Here is a 21620-nt window from a genome sequence, read left to right as displayed (position 1 = left end):
AGACTATGCATGATTTTGATGATGACGTACTGGATTATTTTATTGAGAATCAGGGACAGCTTTTTCCTGAAGATGTAGCATCTTCTCGTGAAGAAGCAGAAGCTTTCCTTGAGGACTGCTGCGCTGTAGTAGTCGAGTCCGTTGATGAAGTTATCGAATACTTCGAAGACGCGGGTGTAGACTTTGATGCAGACAGTATCATGGAAGCTTCTGAGGTTTTCGATATAGGAGACGGTCGTTTTCTCATCGTAGAAGGATAAGCTTTCTTTTGAGGGAGATTATCCTATACCCGGATATGGTAAGATCTATAACCTGTCCGGCAGATTATGAAACAGATAAACCGCAGCGTGCTGATTGCCCCGCTGCGGTTTTTGCTTTAAGACTTATAACAATCAGATAGCCTTTTCGATAAAAGGAACAAGGCCGTCATGATCATTGTCTGATTCTGTGATAACATCAGCATTATCCTTGACCATATCAGTAGCATTGAGCATGGCGATGCCTGTGCCTGCAGCTTTGATCATACTGATATCATTCTGTTCATCTCCTGCAGCAAAAGAGTTTTCAATAGGTATATCAAGATAGTCGCACAGACGAACTACTGCAGAACCCTTACCGGCTTCACTAGGGAAGATCTCAAGATAGTAGGGATTTGAATACATGACAGAAAGCTTATCTGGTGCTATCTTTAAGACTTCTTCTCTGAATCTCTCCATCTTTTCATGATCATGAAGCTCTATGGCAATGCACTTGGACGGACCATATTCGAGCTCTTTAGTAACATCGTCTGTAACGATGTAAGGAGTTTTTATAACTCTTCTATAATAGTCTATGCATTCGCCGTCATCCGGTGTCAGGATGTGATCATCATTGTAGGTATGGATGTGAATATTATGCTCTTTAGCCAGATCAAAACACTTTTTCACAAGATCCAAAGGAATCTGCGCTCTGTAAACCAGCTCTTTATTATCGCAGTCATAGATCTGCCCGCCATTGTAACCTACAAGGAATGTTCCCGGGAAAAAGAGCCCCAGTTCCTTTTGTACATCCATGGCAGAATCTATGGCACGTCCTGTACTTATGGCAAAGTGATTGCCGGCATCTGTAAAACGCTTTAGCGCCTCCATTGTTTTTGATGTGATCTCTTTTTTACTGTTTAATAATGTACCATCAAGGTCAAAGAAAAATATTTTTTTACTCATGGTTAACATAATGAACTTAAATGCGGATTTAGTCAATCTCTTTAAAAGAATCATGTGTTATACTGATAGACGTGTTAATTGGATTTGAACATGAAAAAACGGAAATAACGGAATTTGTTATAGAAAGATGAGGAAAATATAATTATGAGACCTGTAGATTTACATACACATTCAACTGCATCAGACGGAACTTATACTCCCACGCAGCTTATAGATTATGCTCATGAAAAAGGCCTTGCTGCTATAGCCCTTACTGATCATGATACTACTAAGGGTCTTGCAGAGGCTATGGAAGCGGGTAGGAGATATGACGATCTTGAAGTTATCCCCGGAATTGAGTTTAGTACTGATTATGAAGGAAAAGATATCCATATAGTCGGTCTGTACATGCATTATGATGACCCAAAGATCCAGAGAAGACTTCAGGAGTTTGTAGATTCTAGGGTATCCCGTAACAGGAAGATGTGCAGACTTTTGACTGAGCACGGCGTACCTATGGATTTTGATGATCTTCAGGCTGCGTTTCCTGATTCTGTTATTACAAGAGCTCATTATGCAGCATATATGCTTGAAAAGGGCTATATCAAATCAAGACAGGAAGCTTTTGACAGATATATAGGAGATAACTGCGAGTGTTTTGTTCCAAGAGAGAAGATCACTCCCGATATGGCTGTTAAGATGATCCTTGATGCAGGCGGCGTTCCGATCCTCGCTCATCCAATCCTTTACGGAATGTCTGATGCAAGGCTTAGAAAACTTGTTGGAGAGCTGAAGGAAGCTGGACTTAAAGGTATAGAAGCGATCTATACTACTTATACAGCTTCTGATGAGCGCCAGATAATGGAGATTGCGAAGGATTATGACCTTCTTATAAGCGGAGGATCTGATTTTCATGGCGCCAACAAGCAGGATATAGACCTTGCAGTGGGATATGGCAAGCTCTTTGTACCTGAGACAGCACTTGAGAAGATCAAGGAATCTTTAAACTGACAAAACAGGCAAGTTGTTTACTATGCTTTACACAGTGCCCTTTTTTGTGTACAATACGAAATGGTGCAATTTTTTAATATTATTTTTATAGAACTATCAATACGCATTATTGCTTCTTATAGTTCGTATATCATATCTATTAGATATCTATGAGGTAAATTATGATTCAGGCAAATGGAGTAACACTTAGAGTCGGCAAGAAGGCTCTTTTCGAAGATGTTAACATCAAGTTCACAGAGGGTAACTGTTACGGTATCATCGGAGCTAATGGTGCAGGTAAGTCAACCTTCCTTAAGATCCTTTCAGGCAAGATCGAGACCACTAACGGTGAGGTTTCTATGACACCCGGTCAGCGTCTTTCATTCCTTGAACAGGATCAGTTCAAGTATGATGACAATCAGGTTCTTAACACTGTAATTGGCGGTAATGCTCGTCTCCTTGAGGTAATGGAGGAGAAAGATGCCATCTACGCCAAGGAAGATTTCACAGATGAAGATGGTATCAAGGCTTCCGAGCTTGAAGCTGAGTTCGCAGAAATGGATGGATGGGAAGCAGAAGCTAATGCAGAATCCCTTCTTAATGGTCTTGGAATCGAGACTGAGCTTCATACTAAGCTTATGAAGGAACTTAATGGTGCACAGAAGGTTAAGGTTCTCCTTGCAAGAGCTCTTTTTGGTAATCCTGATATCCTTCTTCTGGATGAGCCTACCAACCACCTTGATCTGGATGCTATCGCTTGGCTTGAAGAGTTCCTTATCAACTTTGAGAACACAGTCATCGTTGTATCCCATGACCGTTACTTCCTTAATAAGGTCTGCACATATATCGCAGATATCGACTATGGCAAGATCCAGCTCTATGCAGGTAACTATGACTTCTGGTATGAGTCTTCACAGCTCATGATCCGCCAGATGAAGGAAGCTAACAAGAAGAAGGAAGAGCAGATCAAAGAGCTCAAGGAATTCATAGCAAGATTCTCTGCTAATGCATCTAAGTCCAAGCAGGCTACATCAAGAAAGAGAGCTCTTGAGAAGATCGAGCTTGACGATATCAGACCTTCAAGCCGTAAGTATCCTTATATTGACTTTAGACCTAATCGTGAGATCGGTAACGAAGTTCTGACAGTTGAGCACCTTTCCAAGACTATCAACGGAGTTAAGGTTATCGACGATGTATCATTCGTAATACATCACGATGATAAGGTTGCATTTGTAGGCGGAACAGAGCTTGCCAAGACAACTCTCTTCCAGATCCTTATGGGCGAGATCGAACCTGATGAAGGTACATATAAGTGGGGCGTAACAACATCCCAGGCTTATTTCCCTAAGGACAATACCAAGGAATTCGACAACGATTATACAATAGCTGACTGGCTTACACAGTATTCTGAGATCAAGGATGCTACATATGTAAGAGGATATCTTGGACGTATGCTCTTTGCAGGTGAAGACGGTGTCAAGAAGGTTAAGGTTCTCTCCGGTGGTGAAAAGGTTAGATGCCTTCTTTCCAAGATGATGATCTCCGGTGCTAATGTCCTTCTTTTTGATGAGCCTACTAACCACCTTGATATGGAGTCCATCACAGCACTTAACGAAGGTATGATCAAGTTCAAGGGCGTTGAGCTCTTCGCTTGCCGTGACCACCAGGTTGTACAGACTACAGCCAACAGAATCATGGAATTCCTTCCTGATGGATCACTTATCGATAAGGTTACAACTTACGATGAATATCTTGAAAGCGATGAGATGGCTCGTAAGAGAACTGTATATCAGACAACTGAAGAAGACGAGCAGGACGACTGATATCTACAAGACCGGTGCTACTTGGCACTGGTCTTTTTGTAAAAAAGGAGAGTTTAAAATGTACTATGTACCGGATGGAACTAAAGTTGCAGGCTTTTATGAATGTAGTGAGTGTGCCAGCAGATTTTTATCAGTTAAGGTAGGACCTAGTCTTGTATGCCCATATTGTGGTAAGGAACCTGATATGGAGATAGGCCCTGATGAGAAGATGCCGGAAGCAGTTGAGACAGCAAAGCTCTTAGAGGTCATTTCTGGAGAAGAGGAAGTTGAGCGCATGGATACACTTTTGTCTCTGGCTGTTACAGGCGGAGATTATAGCTGGATCTGATACACATATTATTAGAATTGATATAAGCTGACATTTTATGTATTTATAACATTGGTATAGATATACGCCGTCCCTATTGTATTTGGTTATAGGGGCGGCGTATTTTACGTGAATATTGACGCGTCAGATTAGTAATATTAGTCATGCCCAACAGTTTAGTTTTATGTGATATTATATAAATAGGTTTATAGCTTCATTTCATATTTTCATTTTCTAAATTATAGAAATATCTAATAATCTAACAGGGGGAGTCTTTTATGAAACTCAAGCTAAACTATGGGAGAACTATACTTATTGGATTTGCCTTCATGTCTATCTGCATCTTCTGGCAGTTCTATGACAACGAAATTCCCAGGATCTTAAAATATACATTTGGCCTTGGAGAGGGTATTACGGGCTTTATCATGGCTCTTGATAATGTATTTGCACTTTTCCTTCTTCCGCTTTTTGGAACACTTTCAGACCGCACTAATACCAAGATTGGTAAAAGGATGCCTTTTATCCTTATAGGAACAGTTGCATCAACCATTCTTTTCCAGATCCTTATTAACTTTGCAAATGTTCCGGGAAGAATTGCTATATTTATAATAATACTTTTGCTTCTATTAGTATCAATGGGAATCTACAGATCACCGGCTGTAGCTATGATGCCTGATCTTACACCGCCTCCGCTTCGCTCACGCGCCAATGCCATAATCAATCTCATGGGTACAGTGGGAGCTGTATATACACTTGCCATGATATCACTTCTGCTTAAAGATGCTGATGATCAGTCAAGGACTAACTATACACCCCTTGCACTTGCAATAAGCATAGCCATGGTAGTGTGCGTTGTTATACTATTTATAACAATCCGTGAAAATAGTATACGAGATAAGATTACAAAAGAAGTTGAAGCAGCAGGTCTTTCCATGGATGATGCTGATGATGAAGCTTCCAAAAAGGCTGCAGATGCCGGTAAAGAGCCTGCGGGCGGTGCTGCAATGCCTGCAGCAGTAAAAAGAAGTCTTATATTCCTTCTTATATCTGTTTTATTGTGGTTTACTGCTTATAATGCTGTTACGACAGCTTTTTCCAGATATGTTGAAGAGGTATGGGGGCTCAAGAACGGGGCATATGCCAACTGCCTTATGATAGCGACAATAGCAGCAGTTATATCATATCTTCCTATAGGATGGATATCATCCAAAATAGGCCGTAAGAAGACCATCCTTATGGGCGTTGCGCTTATGAGTATATGTTATCTTGCAGGAGCTTTTGCTGCAGGGTATTCAAATGCTATAGTCTTTATGTTCGTAGTTATAGGCTTTGGATGGGCTTCTATAAACGTCAATTCATATCCTATGGTAGTTCAGATGTCCAGTGCATCTGACATTGGCAAGTATACAGGATATTACTATACTTTTAGTATGGCAGCGCAGGTGTTTACTCCTATTGCATCCGGAATCCTTCTGGAACAGGTATCTTACAGAACACTTTTTCCATATGCCTTCGTTTTTTCGACACTTGCTTTTGTGACGATGCTTATGGTAAGACATGGCGATTCTGAAAGACAGGCCTAAGTTATCAAGGCATTATAAGTTATGATCATGAAGGCTTATCTGGCGATGCCTGTATGATAGAAATAGACAAGAAATAGACAAGAAATAGGGCGTTTTTGATCTAAAGGTTTGGGTTTGGACAAGACTTTTTTCAAACCCAAACCTTTTTATGATGAAAATTCACAAAAACTTAGCAAAAATTGAGTATTGTTTTTGAAACAAACTCTTGCTATAAAAACAGCTATGTATTAAAATATCATGGTGGTGTTTGTGAGTTTTTTCACAAATTCTGAAGAGGTTGGTAAATTGTAATATGGGTTCTAAGAAAATACTGCTGACATTAGCATCTATACCGGCTGCCTTGGGGGGACTTTATCTGGCTGCTGTTATGCCGAGAATAATCAAAAAACCTTCAAAAAAGCCTTTCGTTGGTAAGTTATATGCTCATCGAGGACTTCATGATAACAATTCCAATGCACCGGAGAACTCAATGGCCGCTTTTAAAAAGGCTGTAGAAGCCGGATATGGCATTGAGTGTGATGTTCAGCTCACAAGAGATGGAATACCGGTGATCTTTCATGATTTTACACTGGCCAGAGTAGCAAGATATGATAAGGGATTTGAATCACATTATCCTGTTCACAATATCGATGGCAGTCTTGGTGTCAGAGGTAAAGTTGGTGATTACTCTTATGAAGAATTGCAGCATTTCCACCTGCTGGATTCTGATGAGAAGATTCCCAGATTTGAGGATTTTCTTAAAATGGTCGATGGTAAGGTTCCGCTTATCATTGAACTCAAGATAGAAGCCTTTGATACAGGCGTATGTCCTGTAGCGGACGGTCTTCTTAGAAGTTATAAGGGAGATTACTGTATAGAATCCTTCAACCCGCTTGGTCTTATCTGGTACAGAAAGCATCATCCGGAGGTTATGAGAGGACAGCTTGCAGAAGAGTTCCTTAAGGATGAGAAGGATGAGTTTCACTCTAAGATATGGAAGGTTCCTTCAAATCTTTTGCTCAACTTCATAACAAGACCTGATTTTGTGGCTTATAATTACAAGCACGAAAGAAACATGTCAAGGCGTATTGTTCATAAACTGTATCGCAACACCGCAGCAGCCTGGACCATTAAGGATCAGGATGCTTTGGACAATGCCAGAGACAAGTTTGAGATATTTATATTTGACAGCTTTATTCCCGATATGAAAGAGAAGGCGGAGAATATGAAAGAAAAAGCTGATCAATTCATTGAAGAAGGCACGCGTGAATACACGCAGCTTTAATTATTCTTGATAATATCTGTATGATTAAGGTTCTGTTCAGGAACTAAATGAGATAAAAGAGAATTTAAGTTCGTATTTTGTTTCGTCCATTCGTTTCTGGACAGGGTCTTAAATTGTACAGATGATTATAAAAAATGTATAGGGAAATTGCAGTTTTACAAAAAGCTGCAAAGAAAGGGAAGAAAATGGCTAATAAGTGGGTTTATACCTTCAAAGAAGGTAACATGTCCATGCGCAATCTCCTTGGTGGAAAGGGCGCTAACCTTGCTGAAATGACTGAGATCGGACTTCCGGTTCCACAGGGTTTCACAATCACAACTGAGGCTTGTACTCAGTACTATGAGGATGGTCGTAAGATCAACGACGAAATCATGGCACAGGCAATGGAAGGTGTTGCTTGGATGGAAAAAGAGAACGGAAAGAAGTTCGGAGACCTTGAGAATCCTCTTCTTGTTTCTGTTCGTTCAGGTGCTCGTGCATCTATGCCTGGTATGATGGATACAATCCTCAACCTTGGTCTTAATGACGAAGTTGTTGCAGCAATGATCAAGGGCAATCCTGATCCTGCATTCGAGCGTTTCGTATATGACTCTTACAGACGTTTCATCCAGATGTTCTCTGACGTAGTTATGGAAGTTGGTAAGAAGTATTTTGAGCAGCTCATCGACAAGATGAAAGAAGAGAGGGGCGTTAAGTATGACGTAGACCTTACAGCTGCTGATCTTAAAGAACTTGCTGAGCAGTTCAAGGCAGAGTACAAGAATCAGCTCGGTAAAGATTTCCCTTCAGATCCTGTTGAGCAGTTAAAGCTTGCTATCGAGGCTGTATTCCGTTCATGGGATAACCCTCGTGCTAACGTATATCGTCGTGACAACGACATCCCTTATTCATGGGGAACAGCTGTTAACGTAATGCCTATGGTATTCGGTAACCTTAACAACCAGTCCGGTACAGGTGTTGCATTCACACGTGATCCTGCTACAGGTGAGAACAAGCTTATGGGTGAGTTCCTCATCAATGCACAGGGTGAAGACGTTGTTGCAGGTGTTCGTACTCCTATGCCAATCGCACAGATGGAGAAAGAGTTCCCTGAAGCATACGCTGACTTCCTTAAGGTTTGTGAGACTCTTGAGAATCACTACCACGACATGCAGGACATGGAGTTCACAGTAGAGAACAAGAAGCTCTACATGCTTCAGTGCCGTAATGGTAAGAGAACAGCTCAGGCTGCTCTTAAGATCGCTTGTGACCTCGTTGATGAGGGACATAAGACAGAGGCAGAGGCTGTTGCTATGATCGATCCTCGTAACCTTGATACACTTCTTCACCCTCAGTTTGATGCTGCTGCTCTTAAGGCTGCAACACCACTTGGAAAGGGTCTTGGCGCTTCACCTGGAGCTGCTGCTGGTAAGGTTGTATTCACAGCTGACGATGCAGAAGCTTGGGCTGCAAGAGGCGAGAAGGTAGTTCTTGTACGTCTTGAGACATCTCCTGAAGATATCACAGGTATGAAGGCTGCTCAGGGTATCCTCACAGTTCGTGGTGGTATGACATCTCACGCAGCAGTTGTTGCTCGTGGTATGGGTGAGTGCTGCGTATCCGGTTGCGGCGACATCAACATGGACGAAGAGAACAAGAAGTTCACACTTGGTGGCGTAGAGTTCCACGAAGGTGATACAATCTCTATCGATGGTACAACAGGTAACATCTACCAGGGTATTATCCCTACAGTTGATGCTACTATCGCTGGTGAGTTCGGCCGTATCATGGCTTGGGCTGACAAGTATAGAAAGCTTAAGGTTAGAACAAACGCTGATACACCTGCTGACGCTAAGAAGGCTAGAGAGCTTGGCGCAGAAGGTATCGGTCTTTGCCGTACAGAGCACATGTTCTTCGAAGCTGACAGAATCGCAGCTTTCCGTGAGATGATCTGCTCAGATACAGTAGAAGAGAGAGAAGCTGCTCTTGAGAAGATCCTTCCTTACCAGCAGAACGACTTCGAAGGACTCTTCGAGGCACTTGAAGGTAACCCGGTTACTATCAGATTCCTTGATCCTCCGCTTCACGAGTTCGTTCCTACAGAAGAAGCTGATATCAAGAAGCTTGCTGAGGCTAAGAACAAGAGCGTAGAAGAGATCAAAGCTATGATCAATTCTCTTCACGAGTTCAACCCTATGATGGGTCACAGAGGATGCCGTCTTGCAGTTACATATCCTGAAATTGCTAAGATGCAGACAAAGGCTGTTATCCGTGCAGCTCTCAACGTACAGAAGAAGCATGCTGACTGGAAAGTTGTTCCTGAAATCATGATTCCTCTTGTATGTGATGTTAAAGAGCTTAAGTTCGTTAAGCAGGTAGTTGTTGAGACAGCTGATGCTGAGATCAAGGCTGCTGGTGCTGACCTTAAGTACGAAGTTGGTACTATGATCGAGATCCCAAGAGCTGCTCTTACAGCTGATGAGATCGCTAAGGAAGCTGACTTCTTCTGCTTCGGTACTAACGATCTTACACAGATGACATATGGTTTCTCTCGTGATGATGCTGGTAAGTTCCTTAACGCTTACTATGATACTAAGATCTTCGAGAACGATCCATTTGCTAAGCTTGACCAGACAGGTGTAGGTAAGCTCATGGAGACAGCTATCAAGCTTGGTAAGCCTGTTAATCCTAACCTTCACGTTGGTATCTGCGGCGAGCACGGTGGAGATCCTTCATCTGTTGAGTTCTGCCACAAGATCGGTCTTAACTATGTATCTTGCTCACCTTTCCGTGTGCCGATCGCAAGACTTGCAGCAGCACAGGCAGCTATCGCTGAGCAGAACTAATCTAAAAAATTGTTGTTTTATCTGCGCTTATGGTGGAGATAAAACAGTTGGTAGGGAGCCCGAAAGGGCTCCCTATTGTATTGGTTGAGAGAGTTGGTGGTGACTTCTATGTTTTCGCACCAAAAGACAATAAAACAAACAGACGCCCATTGCTACCGAGTAGTGGGATTCACGTCATTCTTTTATCGTTAGGTCTTAGCAGGTAGAGGAATGGCGTATTTTAATATTTGGAGGTTTTTATATGAAGTGGATTTATCTATTAATTGCCGGAGCGTTGGAAATCACATGGGCTGTGGCAATGAAAATGTCTAACGGATTTACGGTACTAGTTCCATCGATTGTTACCGGAGTGGGCTACATAGCCAGTGCAGTGTTTTTAGCAATTGCACTTAGACAATTGCCTTTGGGTACTGCTTATGCTATGTGGACTGGAATGGGAATACTTGGAACGACGCTGCTTGGTGTATTTCTTTTTCATGAAAAGCTGTCGGTTCCGCAGGTCATTTGTGTTATTCTTATTGTAGTTGGAATTGCAGGACTTAAGATTTTAGCAAAAGAATGAGAATAAAAGGGAATAATATGGCAGAAGAGATTTTTGACATCGTAGATGAAAATGGACAGCCTACAGGCGAGACAGTGACCAGGTCACAGGCACACGCTGAAGGCATCAGGCATGCCAGCCACCGAGGGATGAGAAATTCTGCGTTCCTATGGGCGGACTGGAGATAGTTCGTAAATACGTTAAAGCAGATGAAAGAGAAATGCAGACTACAGTTTGAAATGTTGCCACATTTCAGGTGATAGCAACTGGAATGTGGCGCTTTTGGCGTGGTGAGAATAATACTACGAATTGTGAACTATAGTGTTATAATTACAATAGTACTTAATCCTTATAACCCATATTGTATCTGGCTTACCCCATATATATTATTACGATACAAATAATATATATGATTATATACTGATTTATTTGTTATCTATATATTTTCCGGGAAGGATATGAAGTGGATTTATGAACAATCTCTTTCTTACCAATTACACAGATCAGACCTTTTTGGACAGAATCAAAGACAATCTCAGAAGATGCACCAGCTTCATGTTTTCGGTCAGCTTTATCAAGAAAGCTGGCCTTGTTTTGCTTATAAAGGATATAGATGCCGCACTTGCAAGAGGCGCTTCCGGTAAGCTCATAACATCTACATATCAGAACTTTACTGATGTTGAATCACTGAAGTCATTTTACATACTGATGGAGAAATATGACAACTTTGAATGCCATCTTGACTTCAACTCCTTCCATGATGATGGATATATGACAATAGGCTATCATTCCAAAGGCTATTATTTTGAATTCGCTGACAGGGCAGAGCTTATAGTAGGATCTTCCAATATCACAAGATATGCCCTTCTTAAGAACATTGAGTGGGATCTTGTAGTATCTGATGACAAGGATGCAGATATCTTTGGGCAGATGCTAGGAGAGTTCAGGCACAAGTGGGACAATACCTTTACACTTGATAATGATCTAATTACTAAATATGTCAATAAGCTCAATTTTGCTATAGAACGCTGGGATATGGACTATGACAGATCATCAGAGAATGTTAATCCCAACTATATGCAGCGCAAAGCTATGAAGGAGCTCAACAGATACAGGGCTATGGGTATTCATAAAGCTCTCATCATAGCGGCAGCAGGAAGTGGTAAGACATATCTTGCAGCATTTGATGCAAGGAACTTTAATCCTGACAGATTGTTGTATATAGTCCATGAGGGCTCCATACTTCAGAAATCTTTGGAGACCTTTCAGGAAGTGTTTGGAAGTTCCAAAACCTACGGAGTATATAATGCTGAGCATACTGACCTGGAGGCAGATTTTCTATTTGCAGGTAATATTAAGCTCAGTCAGTCGCTGGAGCTCTTTTCCCAGGATGAATTCGATTACATAATCCTTGATGAGTGTCACCATGCAACAAGGGATACCTACAGGAAGATTATTGATTATTTCAAGCCTGAGTTTCTGATAGGGCTTACAGCTACCCCGGAACGAATGGACAACGAAGATGTCTTTGAGCTTTTTGAAAAAAATGTTCCCTTTGAACTACGACTAAGAGATGCCATTATCAACGATCTCGTCGTGCCCTTCCACTATTATGGAATAAGGGATAGCCTTGTCAACTATGGATTGTCTGCCAAAGAAGAAAGAAAGATGATCGCGCAGCTTGCGTCAGAGGAGCATTGCGAATTTATCAAAGAACAGATCGAGGCTCACAGAGGAAGTGGCAAGCTCAAGGCACTAGTCTTTTGCAAGAATATCACACATGCCAGGATGATGTCAGAAGAACTGGGAGAGTACTATCATACAGCGTATCTTACAGGTAAGAATTCTATAGGCGAGAGAATAAGGGCTTACAATGATCTTCAAAGCGATACTGCGAATCTGGAGATACTCTGCACTGTAGATATCCTCAATGAAGGCGTTGATATACCCGGCTGCAATATGGTTATATTCCTAAGGCCTACGGAAAGCTCAACTGTATTCATACAGCAGCTTGGACGTGGCCTACGTAAGTATGAGGGCAAATCTTATGTAACAGTTCTGGATTTTATCGGCAACAGTTATAAGAGAAGCGTTCAGATAGCTTTTGCCATGGGGAGCCTATCTGAGAATTTCGTATTGGAAAAAAAGCTCATGCAAAGCCTTGTCCGTGACAACTTCTCAGCTCTTGGGCTCGGACAGTATGGTGTTGATATACATTTCGACAAGGAGAGTCAGAAGGAGATTATCGAGTATATCGATAGGGAGAATTTCAACAGTCTGACATACCTCAAGCAGGATTATTATAATTTTAAGAAATACATAGGTGCCGAGTATGCGCCCAGACATATGGACTATCTGAACAATGACTGCGCTCCTGATATTATGAGGTTCCTTCAAGCCAGAATTGGCGGTACTAAGACCGGATGCTATTATGCATTTTTGCAGGGAGTTGATGAAGAGGGGCTTCCAAGCTTTAGTGAAGATCAGATATCTATTATCAAATATTTATCTTCCTTACTGCCGCTGGTAAGACCACACGAGTATATCATCTGTAAACTCCTTTTGGAAAAAGAGACCTCGTCTGATTCTGAGGTCAGAGCCTGTCTGTATGGTGCAGTACCCGGATGCACGGAGGATCAGATAGCTCATACCCTTCGCTTTATGCTCAAAAAGGGAGGTCTTGCATTAAAGGATGACGTATACTCATTGAATGCAAGCATGGATGATCAGCTCCGTGAATATATAAGCGATCTGGTATCCTATGGACTGACGCAATATGAGATCACTTATAAGAATTCGGAGAAGTTCTTGCTATGGCATAGCTATCGTATGGATCAGGTTCAGCTCAAGATGCTCAAGGATCCTGACCACAATCAGAAGGGCACATATTTCTACGGAGATGAGGCTATTGTGTTTGCTTCTCTTAAGAAAGAAGCTTCAATAGAAGAGCGACTTGCATACAAGGATAAGTTCCTGGCACCGGATATGTTTCAATGGGAATGTGAGAACAACATATCTAATAGGGATCTGCAGGCACTTAGGCTATGTAAGTATGTGCACCTGTTTATACGTAAGACCAAGGATGAGCATGGGATTACGCAGCCCTTTATATACGTTGGTGAGGGGCAGTTCTCCAATGAGAGGAAGCAGGAGAAGCTTGACTCTAAGACCGGGAAAAATAATGTGACGTATCTGTATGATATACCGATGAAGACTGAGCTGCCGGATTATTTGAGGTATGATTTTGGGATCGCGCAGTAGTCTAACAGGAGCTATTGGAACCTCACAAAACAGCATTGTATGAATTGAATTGTCGCTTGCTTGAAGCATGTTAAATCGAGGAATTGGAGGGGAAACCATGTTAGAAATATTAAAAGCGAGGTTTCAGGATAATAAGAATCTTCATATGGAACTGAGTTGGCTTGACGTGGAGAAACGTTTGCTTGAGCATCCGGGCTCCATGGACGTTTTGAGAAGGATGGAGGAGAGCGGCGGAGAACCGGATACCATCGGCTATGACGAAAAGACGGGAAAGCTAATTTTCTGCGACTGCGCAAAAGAGTCCCCTTCTGGGCGCAGAAGCCTGTGCTATGACGAAAAGGCATTACAGGGGCGTGCTAAAAACCCGCCGTCAGGCAGCGCCGAATGGAAAGCAAAAGAAATCGGCGTTTTGATCATGACGGAGGAACTCTATCGCCGACTGCAAAGTCTCGGGGAATTTGATTTGAAAACGTCAAGTTGGATCACTACGCCGGATGATATTCGCGACAAGGGCGGTGCATTGTTCTGCGAACGACGTTACGGAAGGGTTTTCACATTCCATAACGGGGCGGATTCGTACTATTCCGTGCGCGGGTTCAGAGGTTATACGCTTATATAATTAGACATAGGCCAGTACACTGGGGGCACCTAGATTGTAATGGTCTATTTTTAAATATAATAGTTGACAATAGCAACAATTGAAATTATCATTTATATTCATAAGGAGGTTAGTCCATGGATAAAGTAAAAGTGTTTCGAGAATATACCAGAGAACTGGAGCGTAATCTTGATAATATGAATACTACGGATTGTTGTAAGTGCCTTGTTACCACTTCTCAGTGCTTTCTTGTAGTTGAGATTGGACGTAGTCCCGGCATCTGTGTAAAAGAATTGGCAAAAGTACTAAAACTTGATAAAAGTGCAGTAAGTAGAGCTGTAGAAGAACTTGTGCAAAAAGGTTTTGTCATTAGAGAACCTTCTAAAACAGATCGTAGATGTGTTGTTCTTACTCTGACCAAAGAGGGAGAAGCTCGTTTCAATAAGATTGAGAATGATATGTATGATAAGTTCAAAGAAGTGTTCTCAAGAATTCCAAAAGATAAGCAAGACCAGGTTCTTGAAGCATTAAGAATATATAACGAAGCATGCGATAAAGTGGAGGACAAATGTTGTGATTAGACCAATGATTGATAATGACTGGGAAAGAGTATCAGAGATTTACAAGCAGGGGATGGAAGGCGGTACAGCAACTTTTAATACAGAGTGTCCTAGTTTCGAGGAATGGGATAAGGGACATATTAAGGATTGCAGATTTGTATATGAAGAAGATGGTAAGGTGATCGGCTGGGTTGCAATCAGTCCCACATCAAGCAGATGCGTTTATAAGGGCTGCGTTGAAATGAGCATCTACGTTGATCAAGAATACCGAGGACATGGCGTTGGAACTGCACTTGTAAATGAGTTAATTAAAAAGTCAGAAAAGGCAGGATTTTGGAGTATATATTCAGCAATAATCTCTATTAACAAGGCAAGTATCGCATTACATAAGAAGTGTGGTTTTAGAGAAATCGGATATAGAGAAAGAATTGCGAAGGACAGATTTGGAGAATGGCAGAATACAACCTTGATGGAGTATAGAGCTTCATAAGGTGAAGAAAGTGGTAGGTGTTGAAAGTGATAGGCGATTTTTTTATGAAACAGATACTTGGAATGAAGTGGCTAAATGAACTGATAGGTGATTTCCTTTCGTTAATAGGAGCTGATTTAGAATCAAGACTGGGAGGCGGAATACAGTTCTTTTTATATGATGTAATAAAGATAACAATTCTCTTGTGTGTTCTTATCTACTTGATTTCTTATATTCAAAGCTATTTCCCACCGGAAAGAAGTAAGAAGATTCTAGGACATTTTCATGGTATTGGGGCGAACTGTATTGCAGCACTTTTGGGAACCGTGACACCTTTTTGTTCTTGCTCCTCAATTCCGCTGTTCATTGGATTTACCAGTGCTGGACTCCCTCTTGGTGTGACTTTTTCGTTTCTGATATCTTCGCCTATGGTAGATGTTGGAAGTCTGATTCTTCTTATGAGCATCTTTGGTACAAAGGTGGCGATTATCTATGTTATGCTGGGACTTGTGGTCGCAGTAATTGGAGGGACTTTAATAGAGAAGCTTCACATGGAAGATCAGGTAGAAGAGTTTATTCGAAAGGCATCTGCTGTAGACATTGATTCACCATCCCTTACACAGAAGGAACGCCTTATCTATGCAAAGGATCAGGTGCTTGAGACTTTAAGAAAAGTTTTTCCATATATTGTCATAGGTGTAGGAATTGGAGCTGTAATACATAACTGGATACCACAAAGCTTTGTCGAAGGAATACTTGGTAGAAAGAATTCATTTGGTGTGATGCTGGCTACCATAGTTGGTATTCCGCTGTATGCTGATACTTTCGGAACTATATCTATTGCTGAGGCATTACTATATAAGGGGGCTCAGCTTGGAACTGTGCTTGCATTTATGTTAGGTGTGACTACGCTTTCTCTTCCGTCACTAATCATGCTAAAGAAAGCGATCAAAACAAAGCTTCTGGTTGTTTTCATTACCATATGTGTAGTGGGAATTGTAATAGTAGGATATCTGTTTAATCTAATGCAAGGAATGATTTTGTAGGAGGAAAAGAAAATGGCTTTATTTAGTTTTGGTAAGAAAAAAGAAGAGGAGAAAAAGACTTCATGTTGCTGCGCATGCAATTGTACTACGGAAAACATGCAGGCTGCGGAAGAAGAAAAAAGTCTAAAAGGAGTAAAGATCCTTGGCGGAGGCTGTGCAAAGTGTAATGAGCTAGAAGCAGCAGTTATTGAGGCACTAACGGAACTTGGTATGGATACGATCATCGAACATGTAAAAGAGTATGAAAAAATAGCCGTCTATGGAGTTATGACAACACCTGCATTGGTTGTAGATGGTAAGGTTGTATCTTATGGTAAAGTACTTAAGAAACACGAAGTCGTAAAGATTTTGAAAGACGTTAGAGGATTGTGGAGAGTTTGAAATTTTTTCTGTAAATATGGGTATTCTATGATAATTTAGATTTATGAGGGAGCAATCAGACTGGTTGCTTCCTTTTTCTGACTATACATTTATTAAAGATATAAATCAATATCAGTTTGTGATTGTACCAAGGATTGTAGTATGATTATTTGCATATGTAATCGATGAATCGGAGTTTGAAGTTTTAATGAAAGATAAGAAGTCAAATAAATGGATTCTACATAAGGGGAAGAAAGTTACAGATATTTTTGAAGTGCTCAGAAAAATGCCTGAAGTAAAGATTAAATATGCACTTTGTTCACCTGTAGTATTTGTATGTGGTTTAGTTCCAATGTTTATGGGTAATCAAAATAACACCCTTTATTGGAAGTTTTTGTTAGGGGCTTTTGCAATAGTTTCTATAATGAGTCTGATTTTTATGTTTATTGCTTCTCTAGAGAATGATGCTGAATATCGACACATTAAAATGTTATTTGTTTTTAAGGAAGAAACGTTATTTTCTTTTGTCATTCCTACGGTTATAAGCGCATATTATGTACTTAATAGTGTTGCTGTTTGTGTAACTATTTTAGTGACATGCATTATTCTAAGAGGAATTAAAATTTGGTCTCTTGAAAGAAAAATTAAAAATGGCACGTATGGATATTATATGGATGCTATAGTGAATACGACACTTATAGGAATTGCTTCAATGGCTGGAGTTTTTGGATTTAGGATATTTGTTAACTTAGAAACATTTGGAGCATTCAGTATAGCTTTTAATCTTATTATTATTTGGCTTGTATTTATTGTTTTATTGATAGTATTTATGATTGAACCTATAGTTGCAATTAGAAGGTTTCATAGAGACAAGTGCAAGATAAAAAAATAAATCATATTTATCGAATTGTTTAGTTCAATATTATTATGAGGTTCTAAACTACGAGGAGACCAGCTATGAAAACGGTTGTTCAAAAAAAGTATATATGGTTCGGTCCTCTTATTGCGACTGTAATAACAGGCTGTTTTTTGGCGGCCGAAATGCCATTCAGTAATTGGGATTATCCATATCAGACATATGCAGATGGATGTTTGCGGTTGGTAATAGGATTTCTGGCGTTAGTGGTTTTACGCTTCATATACAAAGACGAATTTAAGCGTTTATTTTGCAATAGAATACCTTCAAAAACATGGATTTATCTCATCCCATTCTGGGCATCATTAGTAATTTATATAGTTATGTTTATTTGTGCTGAAGAGGTATCTTTTGCTCTTTTGCCAAATTTCTTTGTAAACTGGATTATTCAGATTACGACGGGTTTTTGGGAGGAAGCTGTTTGCCGAGGCATATTTATGGTCGGGATGCTTTGCTTTTGGAAAACTTCAGTCAGAGGACGCCTGTTTACGATAGGAACAGCGGGACTGTTTTTCGGATTGATTCATTTTTCTTCTTTCTTTTTTGGGGCTTCTATTGATAATGCTTTGTATTCGATGCTGTTTTCAGGGCTATGGGGGGCGTTTATTGCTGCAATTTATATGCAGTCTGAGAATTTGTTATTGGTGATGTTATTACATGTAATTTGGGACATTATAGTACGCATTCCAGAGTTTTTTGTTACAGTATATCCAGAGGATAGTATTATCTACTATCTTGATGAAATCTTAAGATTAGTTGTTTTGCCTTTTGTTGCAATAGGCGTAGCCTTATTTGCGTTCGAAAAAAAGAAAGGTCAGAATACCATATAAATGCAATATTTTACAGAGGAAATGCAACGGCTTCGTTGTAAAGCTTCTGCAATACATTAATAAAAGCATTAAGGCTCTCACGTCCATCTGCTTTATGTGTACACAAGACACAAGAGAAGGTATCGTTGCAGTCATAAGGAATCCAGGCAAACTGTCCGCTGTGGTCGTTAAGAAAACCAGGAGCCAGGCAGATTCCTTTACCGGAAGCAATGTTAGTAAGTGTGGTGTCATGATCTGGGCTATTAAAATATTCAATCTTACCTGATGAAATAAGCTTTTGCTGAACTGAGCGGAGAAGTGCCGGTGAGCCACCACCTACCATAAGAGTGCGTCCATAAATGTCTTCATCAGTTATGAGATTTTTTTCTGCAAGAGGATCATTCTTATCACAAATTAAATAAATATGACTTTGAAACAGCTTGTGGACAGTGGTGCCTGCAAGCTGTTTTGTCTGTTCTTCTAAGGCAAATACAACATCTGATTCATTTTTGAGAAAGCTATCCATACTGCCAGCGTATTGGAAACGAGGTGTAATCTGAGTGCCTGGCGCTTCCTTTTCAAATTCCCTGATTGCCTCTGGCAGGAAGTAAAGAGCCTGTCGCACTGACATACCTATAGTGATGTTTTCTTTGTATTTGGCGCTGAAATTCTGACCCTGCTCAATGGCTCTTTTCAGTCCCTCACGCATATTGGTTAGGTAGCTTACAAACTGCTGGCCGGCCGGAGTAAGAGTCGCACCTTTCCCATTTCTTACAAAAATCTCAAAACCCACTTCCTCTTCAAGTAGTTTTATCTGATATGAAAATGTAGGCTGGCTTACAAACATATTCTCAGCGCCCCTGGAAAAGCTCTCGGTGTGGGCCAGTTCTATACAATAATCTATCTGCTTTGTTGTCATAGCATACCTCAGATATTTAAAAATTAAATCAACTATCTAATGTTTCTATTGGATATTATAAAGCTGGCGTGAGATAATGTAAACAACAAAGGACAAAACCAATTGGTATAAGCAGTTATCTATAGAAAAATTAGATGGAGGAAATTCAAATGGCAAAAACATTAATAGCATTCTTTTCAAGAGCAGATGAAAATTATTTTGGCGGAGCGATGAGATATGTGAAAGTCGGAAACACAGAAATCGTTGTTAACCAGATGAAAGAACTGATAGATGCAGATACATTCAAGATTGAGATGTTAAATCCTTATTCTCCGGTGTACATGACCTGCATCGATGAAGCCAAAAAAGATTTAAGAGAAAATGCTCGTCCAGAGCTTACAAAGTATTTAGATAGTATTGATGAGTATGACACCATCGTGCTTGCTTATCCAAATTACTGGGGAACATTCCCAATGGCAGTAGCAACCTTCCTTGAAAGATACGATTTCACAGGAAAGAAAATTCTTCCTCTTTGCACAAATGAGGGAAGTGGCATGGGTTCTAGCGAGCGTGATGTTAAAAAATATGCTAAAGGCGCAGATGTGAAAAATGGACTTGCAATCACCGGCAGCCAGGCTGCAAATGCGAAAACAACTGTAGAGAAGTGGTTTTCCGCTAACGGGTTGATGTAAAGGAATTGGAATTTGAGGATGGTGTAATGGCTGGATCCAGCAGAGCAGAAGGAATAAGGATATGGATGAAGAAGCAAAAATATCAGAACTATATAAATACTACTGGGACTATATGATAGAGAAAAATATAGAAGGTCTCAGAAGTCTTATGTCTTCAGACTATTGCCTTTACCATATGACGGGTGTGAAGCAGTCTGCTGATGAGTTTTTGAATGGGCTTAAAAATGGTACCTTCAATTACTATTCGGCTGATCATGATGATATTGTAGTAAGTGTTCAAGGTGATGAGGCAACCATGATTGGTAAAAGCAGAGTAGTTGCTGCTGTCTACGGTGGAGGAAAAAGAAGCTGGAGATTGCAGGGCGATTTTACACTTAGAAAAGAAAATGAAAACTGGAAGTTTACAAGTTCCAGAGCATCAACATATTAAGGAGGATTTACATATGGAAAACATCGTATTAAACAACAAATTAGAATGCCCAGTAGTGGGAATTGGAACATTTATGTTATCACCTGTTGATGCAGAAGTAAGCGTACGAGAAGCACTTAAGATGGGATATAGGCTTGTAGATACAGCGAATGCTTATGTCAATGAGCGTGCTGTAGGGCGCGGTATCAAGGAAAGCGGAGTGGATAGAAAAGATGTATTTTTATCTACAAAGCTTTGGCCTTCAGAATATGAAAATGACAATGCTGTAGATGAGACATTGGAGCGCCTTGGAGTGGATTATGTAGATTTACTTTACATTCATCAGCCTGCTGGAAATTGGCTTGCAGGATACAGACAGCTTGAGAAATCTTATAAAGAAGGCAAGGCTAAAGCCATTGGTATTTCGAATTTTGAAGGGAAGTATATTGAGGAACTACAGACTAAATGGGAAATTGTTCCTCAGTTTATTCAGGTAGAAGCCCATCCATATTTTACACAGACAGAGCTTCGTAAGACTTTGGACAAATATGATATTAAGCTTATGAGCTGGTATCCACTTGGTCATGGCGATAAATCTCTTATCAACGAGCCTGTATTTGCAGAGCTTGGTAAGAAATATGGCAAGTCCTCAGCACAGATTATACTTCGTTGGCATACACAGATGGGATTTGTAGTGATTCCAGGAAGCAAAAATGTGGATCATATCAAGGATAACTTAGATATTCTCGATTTTAAGCTTACAGATGAAGAGATGGCAGAAATCGCCAAGCTTGATAAGAACGAGAGATATTATCATAGAACAGATGAACAGCTTATTCAGTTTGCAGGGTGGAAACCGGATTTTGAAAAATAATATAGTAAAGGCTTTTTAATAAAGGTTTATTTAGTGTAGAGGATCTTAGGATCCTCTGTTTTTTTAGAACAGTTATTTTGAAAGAGATAGCTGTTTTTTTATTACAACTTTTGAAGTAATAACATTAAACATAATGGCAAAGAAAAACACAGGAGTTAATGTTTTAGGGCGCAAGACATCCGGGGGATGTCTGCTTTGCGCCGACCGGAGTGGA

General features: G+C 40.4%; 22 protein-coding genes. 20 read left to right on the top strand and 2 right to left on the bottom strand.

Annotated elements, in window-relative coordinates; genetic code table 11:
* Positions 1-5 precede the first annotated feature (5 nt).
* A complete protein-coding gene (locus BMX21_RS09695; protein ID WP_022753954.1) occupies positions 6-260 on the top strand; it encodes a hypothetical protein in 255 nt (84 codons plus the stop codon).
* Between the two features lie 132 nt (positions 261-392).
* Here the strand turns inward: BMX21_RS09695 and BMX21_RS09690 are convergent, their stop codons facing one another.
* The gene (locus BMX21_RS09690) at positions 393-1202 is read right to left on the bottom strand and encodes a Cof-type HAD-IIB family hydrolase (RefSeq protein ID WP_177173994.1); all 810 of its coding nucleotides are present in this window, start codon (positions 1200-1202) and stop codon (positions 393-395) included.
* 144 nt (positions 1203-1346) lie between these two features.
* Between BMX21_RS09690 and BMX21_RS09685 the strand changes: the two genes are divergently transcribed.
* The 16 genes from BMX21_RS09685 (at position 1347) to BMX21_RS09615 (ending at position 18554) form a co-directional block, all read left to right on the top strand.
* Complete coding sequence (locus BMX21_RS09685) at positions 1347-2192, top strand: PHP domain-containing protein (RefSeq protein ID WP_022753956.1); 846 nt, start codon at positions 1347-1349, stop codon at positions 2190-2192.
* Positions 2193-2353: 161 nt separating this feature from the next.
* The gene (locus BMX21_RS09680) at positions 2354-3994 is read left to right on the top strand and encodes an ABC-F family ATP-binding cassette domain-containing protein (protein WP_022753957.1); all 1641 of its coding nucleotides are present in this window, start codon (positions 2354-2356) and stop codon (positions 3992-3994) included.
* 58 nt (positions 3995-4052) lie between these two features.
* On the top strand, positions 4053-4322 hold the full coding sequence (locus BMX21_RS09675) for a hypothetical protein (RefSeq protein ID WP_027204822.1): 270 nt from the start codon (positions 4053-4055) through the stop codon (positions 4320-4322).
* Between the two features lie 257 nt (positions 4323-4579).
* Positions 4580-5884, top strand: coding sequence for an MFS transporter (locus tag BMX21_RS09670; protein WP_092043816.1), 1305 nt, complete (start codon positions 4580-4582; stop codon positions 5882-5884).
* A 292-nt stretch (positions 5885-6176) separates the two neighbouring features.
* Positions 6177-7148 (top strand): glycerophosphodiester phosphodiesterase family protein, encoded by a 972-nt coding sequence (locus tag BMX21_RS09665; RefSeq protein ID WP_022753960.1) that lies wholly within the window; start codon positions 6177-6179, stop codon positions 7146-7148.
* Positions 7149-7333: 185 nt separating this feature from the next.
* Positions 7334-9973 (top strand): pyruvate, phosphate dikinase, encoded by a 2640-nt coding sequence (gene ppdK / locus BMX21_RS09660; protein WP_027206960.1) that lies wholly within the window; start codon positions 7334-7336, stop codon positions 9971-9973.
* A 241-nt stretch (positions 9974-10214) separates the two neighbouring features.
* Entirely contained in the window at positions 10215-10535 is a 321-nt protein-coding gene (locus tag BMX21_RS09655; protein WP_027204819.1) for a DMT family transporter, read from the top strand.
* A gap of 17 nt (positions 10536-10552) precedes the next feature.
* Positions 10553-10702, top strand: a complete 150-nt coding sequence (locus BMX21_RS20190; RefSeq protein WP_330390191.1) for a hypothetical protein — start codon at positions 10553-10555, stop codon at positions 10700-10702.
* Between the two features lie 283 nt (positions 10703-10985).
* Complete coding sequence (locus tag BMX21_RS09650; RefSeq protein WP_092043814.1) at positions 10986-13775, top strand: DUF3427 domain-containing protein; 2790 nt, start codon at positions 10986-10988, stop codon at positions 13773-13775.
* 97 nt (positions 13776-13872) lie between these two features.
* The gene (locus BMX21_RS09645; protein WP_026507908.1) at positions 13873-14394 is read left to right on the top strand and encodes a DUF4256 domain-containing protein; all 522 of its coding nucleotides are present in this window, start codon (positions 13873-13875) and stop codon (positions 14392-14394) included.
* Positions 14395-14510: 116 nt separating this feature from the next.
* A complete protein-coding gene (locus BMX21_RS09640; RefSeq protein WP_027204816.1) occupies positions 14511-14954 on the top strand; it encodes a MarR family winged helix-turn-helix transcriptional regulator in 444 nt (147 codons plus the stop codon).
* On the top strand, positions 14947-15423 hold the full coding sequence (locus tag BMX21_RS09635; protein WP_330390190.1) for a GNAT family N-acetyltransferase: 477 nt from the start codon (positions 14947-14949) through the stop codon (positions 15421-15423). Before BMX21_RS09640 ends, BMX21_RS09635 begins: the two co-directional genes overlap by 8 nt.
* A 44-nt stretch (positions 15424-15467) precedes the next feature.
* Complete coding sequence (locus tag BMX21_RS09630) at positions 15468-16448, top strand: permease (RefSeq protein WP_092043867.1); 981 nt, start codon at positions 15468-15470, stop codon at positions 16446-16448.
* Between the two features lie 12 nt (positions 16449-16460).
* Positions 16461-16829, top strand: a complete 369-nt coding sequence (locus BMX21_RS09625) for a thioredoxin family protein (RefSeq protein ID WP_092043810.1) — start codon at positions 16461-16463, stop codon at positions 16827-16829.
* 187 nt (positions 16830-17016) lie between these two features.
* The gene (locus tag BMX21_RS09620; protein ID WP_092043808.1) at positions 17017-17700 is read left to right on the top strand and encodes a hypothetical protein; all 684 of its coding nucleotides are present in this window, start codon (positions 17017-17019) and stop codon (positions 17698-17700) included.
* Positions 17701-17765: 65 nt separating this feature from the next.
* Entirely contained in the window at positions 17766-18554 is a 789-nt protein-coding gene (locus tag BMX21_RS09615) for a CPBP family intramembrane glutamic endopeptidase (protein WP_092043805.1), read from the top strand.
* 10 nt (positions 18555-18564) lie between these two features.
* Here BMX21_RS09615 and BMX21_RS09610 read toward each other — a convergent pair whose 3' ends face one another.
* Positions 18565-19452, bottom strand: a complete 888-nt coding sequence (locus tag BMX21_RS09610; RefSeq protein WP_092043803.1) for a LysR family transcriptional regulator — start codon at positions 19450-19452, stop codon at positions 18565-18567.
* Positions 19453-19601: 149 nt separating this feature from the next.
* Between BMX21_RS09610 and BMX21_RS09605 the strand changes: the two genes are divergently transcribed.
* The 3 genes from BMX21_RS09605 (at position 19602) to BMX21_RS09595 (ending at position 21406) form a co-directional block, all read left to right on the top strand.
* The gene (locus BMX21_RS09605; RefSeq protein WP_177173993.1) at positions 19602-20123 is read left to right on the top strand and encodes a flavodoxin; all 522 of its coding nucleotides are present in this window, start codon (positions 19602-19604) and stop codon (positions 20121-20123) included.
* Between the two features lie 61 nt (positions 20124-20184).
* Positions 20185-20553 carry a nuclear transport factor 2 family protein gene (locus BMX21_RS09600; protein WP_092043797.1) on the top strand — a complete coding sequence of 123 codons (369 nt, stop codon included), beginning with the start codon at positions 20185-20187 and terminating at the stop codon, positions 20551-20553.
* 13 nt (positions 20554-20566) lie between these two features.
* Positions 20567-21406, top strand: a complete 840-nt coding sequence (locus BMX21_RS09595; RefSeq protein ID WP_092043795.1) for an aldo/keto reductase — start codon at positions 20567-20569, stop codon at positions 21404-21406.
* Positions 21407-21620 lie beyond the last annotated feature (214 nt).

The organism is Butyrivibrio sp. TB, from assembly GCF_900110805.1.
Classification (GTDB): domain Bacteria; phylum Bacillota; class Clostridia; order Lachnospirales; family Lachnospiraceae; genus Butyrivibrio; species Butyrivibrio fibrisolvens_C.
The sequence above is the reverse complement of the archived record's forward strand: the minus strand, read 5'-3'. Positions and strand labels throughout refer to the sequence as shown.

Bases quoted from the DNA above. Each gene is read 5' to 3' on its own strand.
- BMX21_RS09600 (WP_092043797.1), top strand. From the start codon at position 20,185: ATGGATGAAGAAGCAAAAATATCAGAACTATATAAATACTACTGGGAC.
- BMX21_RS09675 (WP_027204822.1), top strand. From the start codon at position 4,053: ATGTACTATGTACCGGATGGAACTAAAGTTGCAGGCTTTTATGAATGT.
- BMX21_RS09695 (WP_022753954.1), top strand. From the start codon at position 6: ATGCATGATTTTGATGATGACGTACTGGATTATTTTATTGAGAATCAG.
- BMX21_RS09605 (WP_177173993.1), top strand. From the start codon at position 19,602: ATGGCAAAAACATTAATAGCATTCTTTTCAAGAGCAGATGAAAATTAT.
- BMX21_RS09620 (WP_092043808.1), top strand. From the start codon at position 17,017: ATGAAAGATAAGAAGTCAAATAAATGGATTCTACATAAGGGGAAGAAA.
- BMX21_RS09655 (WP_027204819.1), top strand. From the start codon at position 10,215: ATGAAGTGGATTTATCTATTAATTGCCGGAGCGTTGGAAATCACATGG.
- BMX21_RS09640 (WP_027204816.1), top strand. From the start codon at position 14,511: ATGGATAAAGTAAAAGTGTTTCGAGAATATACCAGAGAACTGGAGCGT.
- BMX21_RS09615 (WP_092043805.1), top strand. From the start codon at position 17,766: ATGAAAACGGTTGTTCAAAAAAAGTATATATGGTTCGGTCCTCTTATT.
- BMX21_RS09680 (WP_022753957.1), top strand. From the start codon at position 2,354: ATGATTCAGGCAAATGGAGTAACACTTAGAGTCGGCAAGAAGGCTCTT.
- ppdK (WP_027206960.1), top strand. From the start codon at position 7,334: ATGGCTAATAAGTGGGTTTATACCTTCAAAGAAGGTAACATGTCCATG.
- BMX21_RS09665 (WP_022753960.1), top strand. From the start codon at position 6,177: ATGGGTTCTAAGAAAATACTGCTGACATTAGCATCTATACCGGCTGCC.
- BMX21_RS20190 (WP_330390191.1), top strand. From the start codon at position 10,553: ATGGCAGAAGAGATTTTTGACATCGTAGATGAAAATGGACAGCCTACA.
- BMX21_RS09690 (WP_177173994.1), bottom strand. From the start codon at position 1,202: ATGAGTAAAAAAATATTTTTCTTTGACCTTGATGGTACATTATTAAAC.
- BMX21_RS09685 (WP_022753956.1), top strand. From the start codon at position 1,347: ATGAGACCTGTAGATTTACATACACATTCAACTGCATCAGACGGAACT.
- BMX21_RS09595 (WP_092043795.1), top strand. From the start codon at position 20,567: ATGGAAAACATCGTATTAAACAACAAATTAGAATGCCCAGTAGTGGGA.
- BMX21_RS09670 (WP_092043816.1), top strand. From the start codon at position 4,580: ATGAAACTCAAGCTAAACTATGGGAGAACTATACTTATTGGATTTGCC.
- BMX21_RS09650 (WP_092043814.1), top strand. From the start codon at position 10,986: ATGAACAATCTCTTTCTTACCAATTACACAGATCAGACCTTTTTGGAC.
- BMX21_RS09625 (WP_092043810.1), top strand. From the start codon at position 16,461: ATGGCTTTATTTAGTTTTGGTAAGAAAAAAGAAGAGGAGAAAAAGACT.
- BMX21_RS09630 (WP_092043867.1), top strand. From the start codon at position 15,468: ATGAAACAGATACTTGGAATGAAGTGGCTAAATGAACTGATAGGTGAT.
- BMX21_RS09610 (WP_092043803.1), bottom strand. From the start codon at position 19,452: ATGACAACAAAGCAGATAGATTATTGTATAGAACTGGCCCACACCGAG.
- BMX21_RS09645 (WP_026507908.1), top strand. From the start codon at position 13,873: ATGTTAGAAATATTAAAAGCGAGGTTTCAGGATAATAAGAATCTTCAT.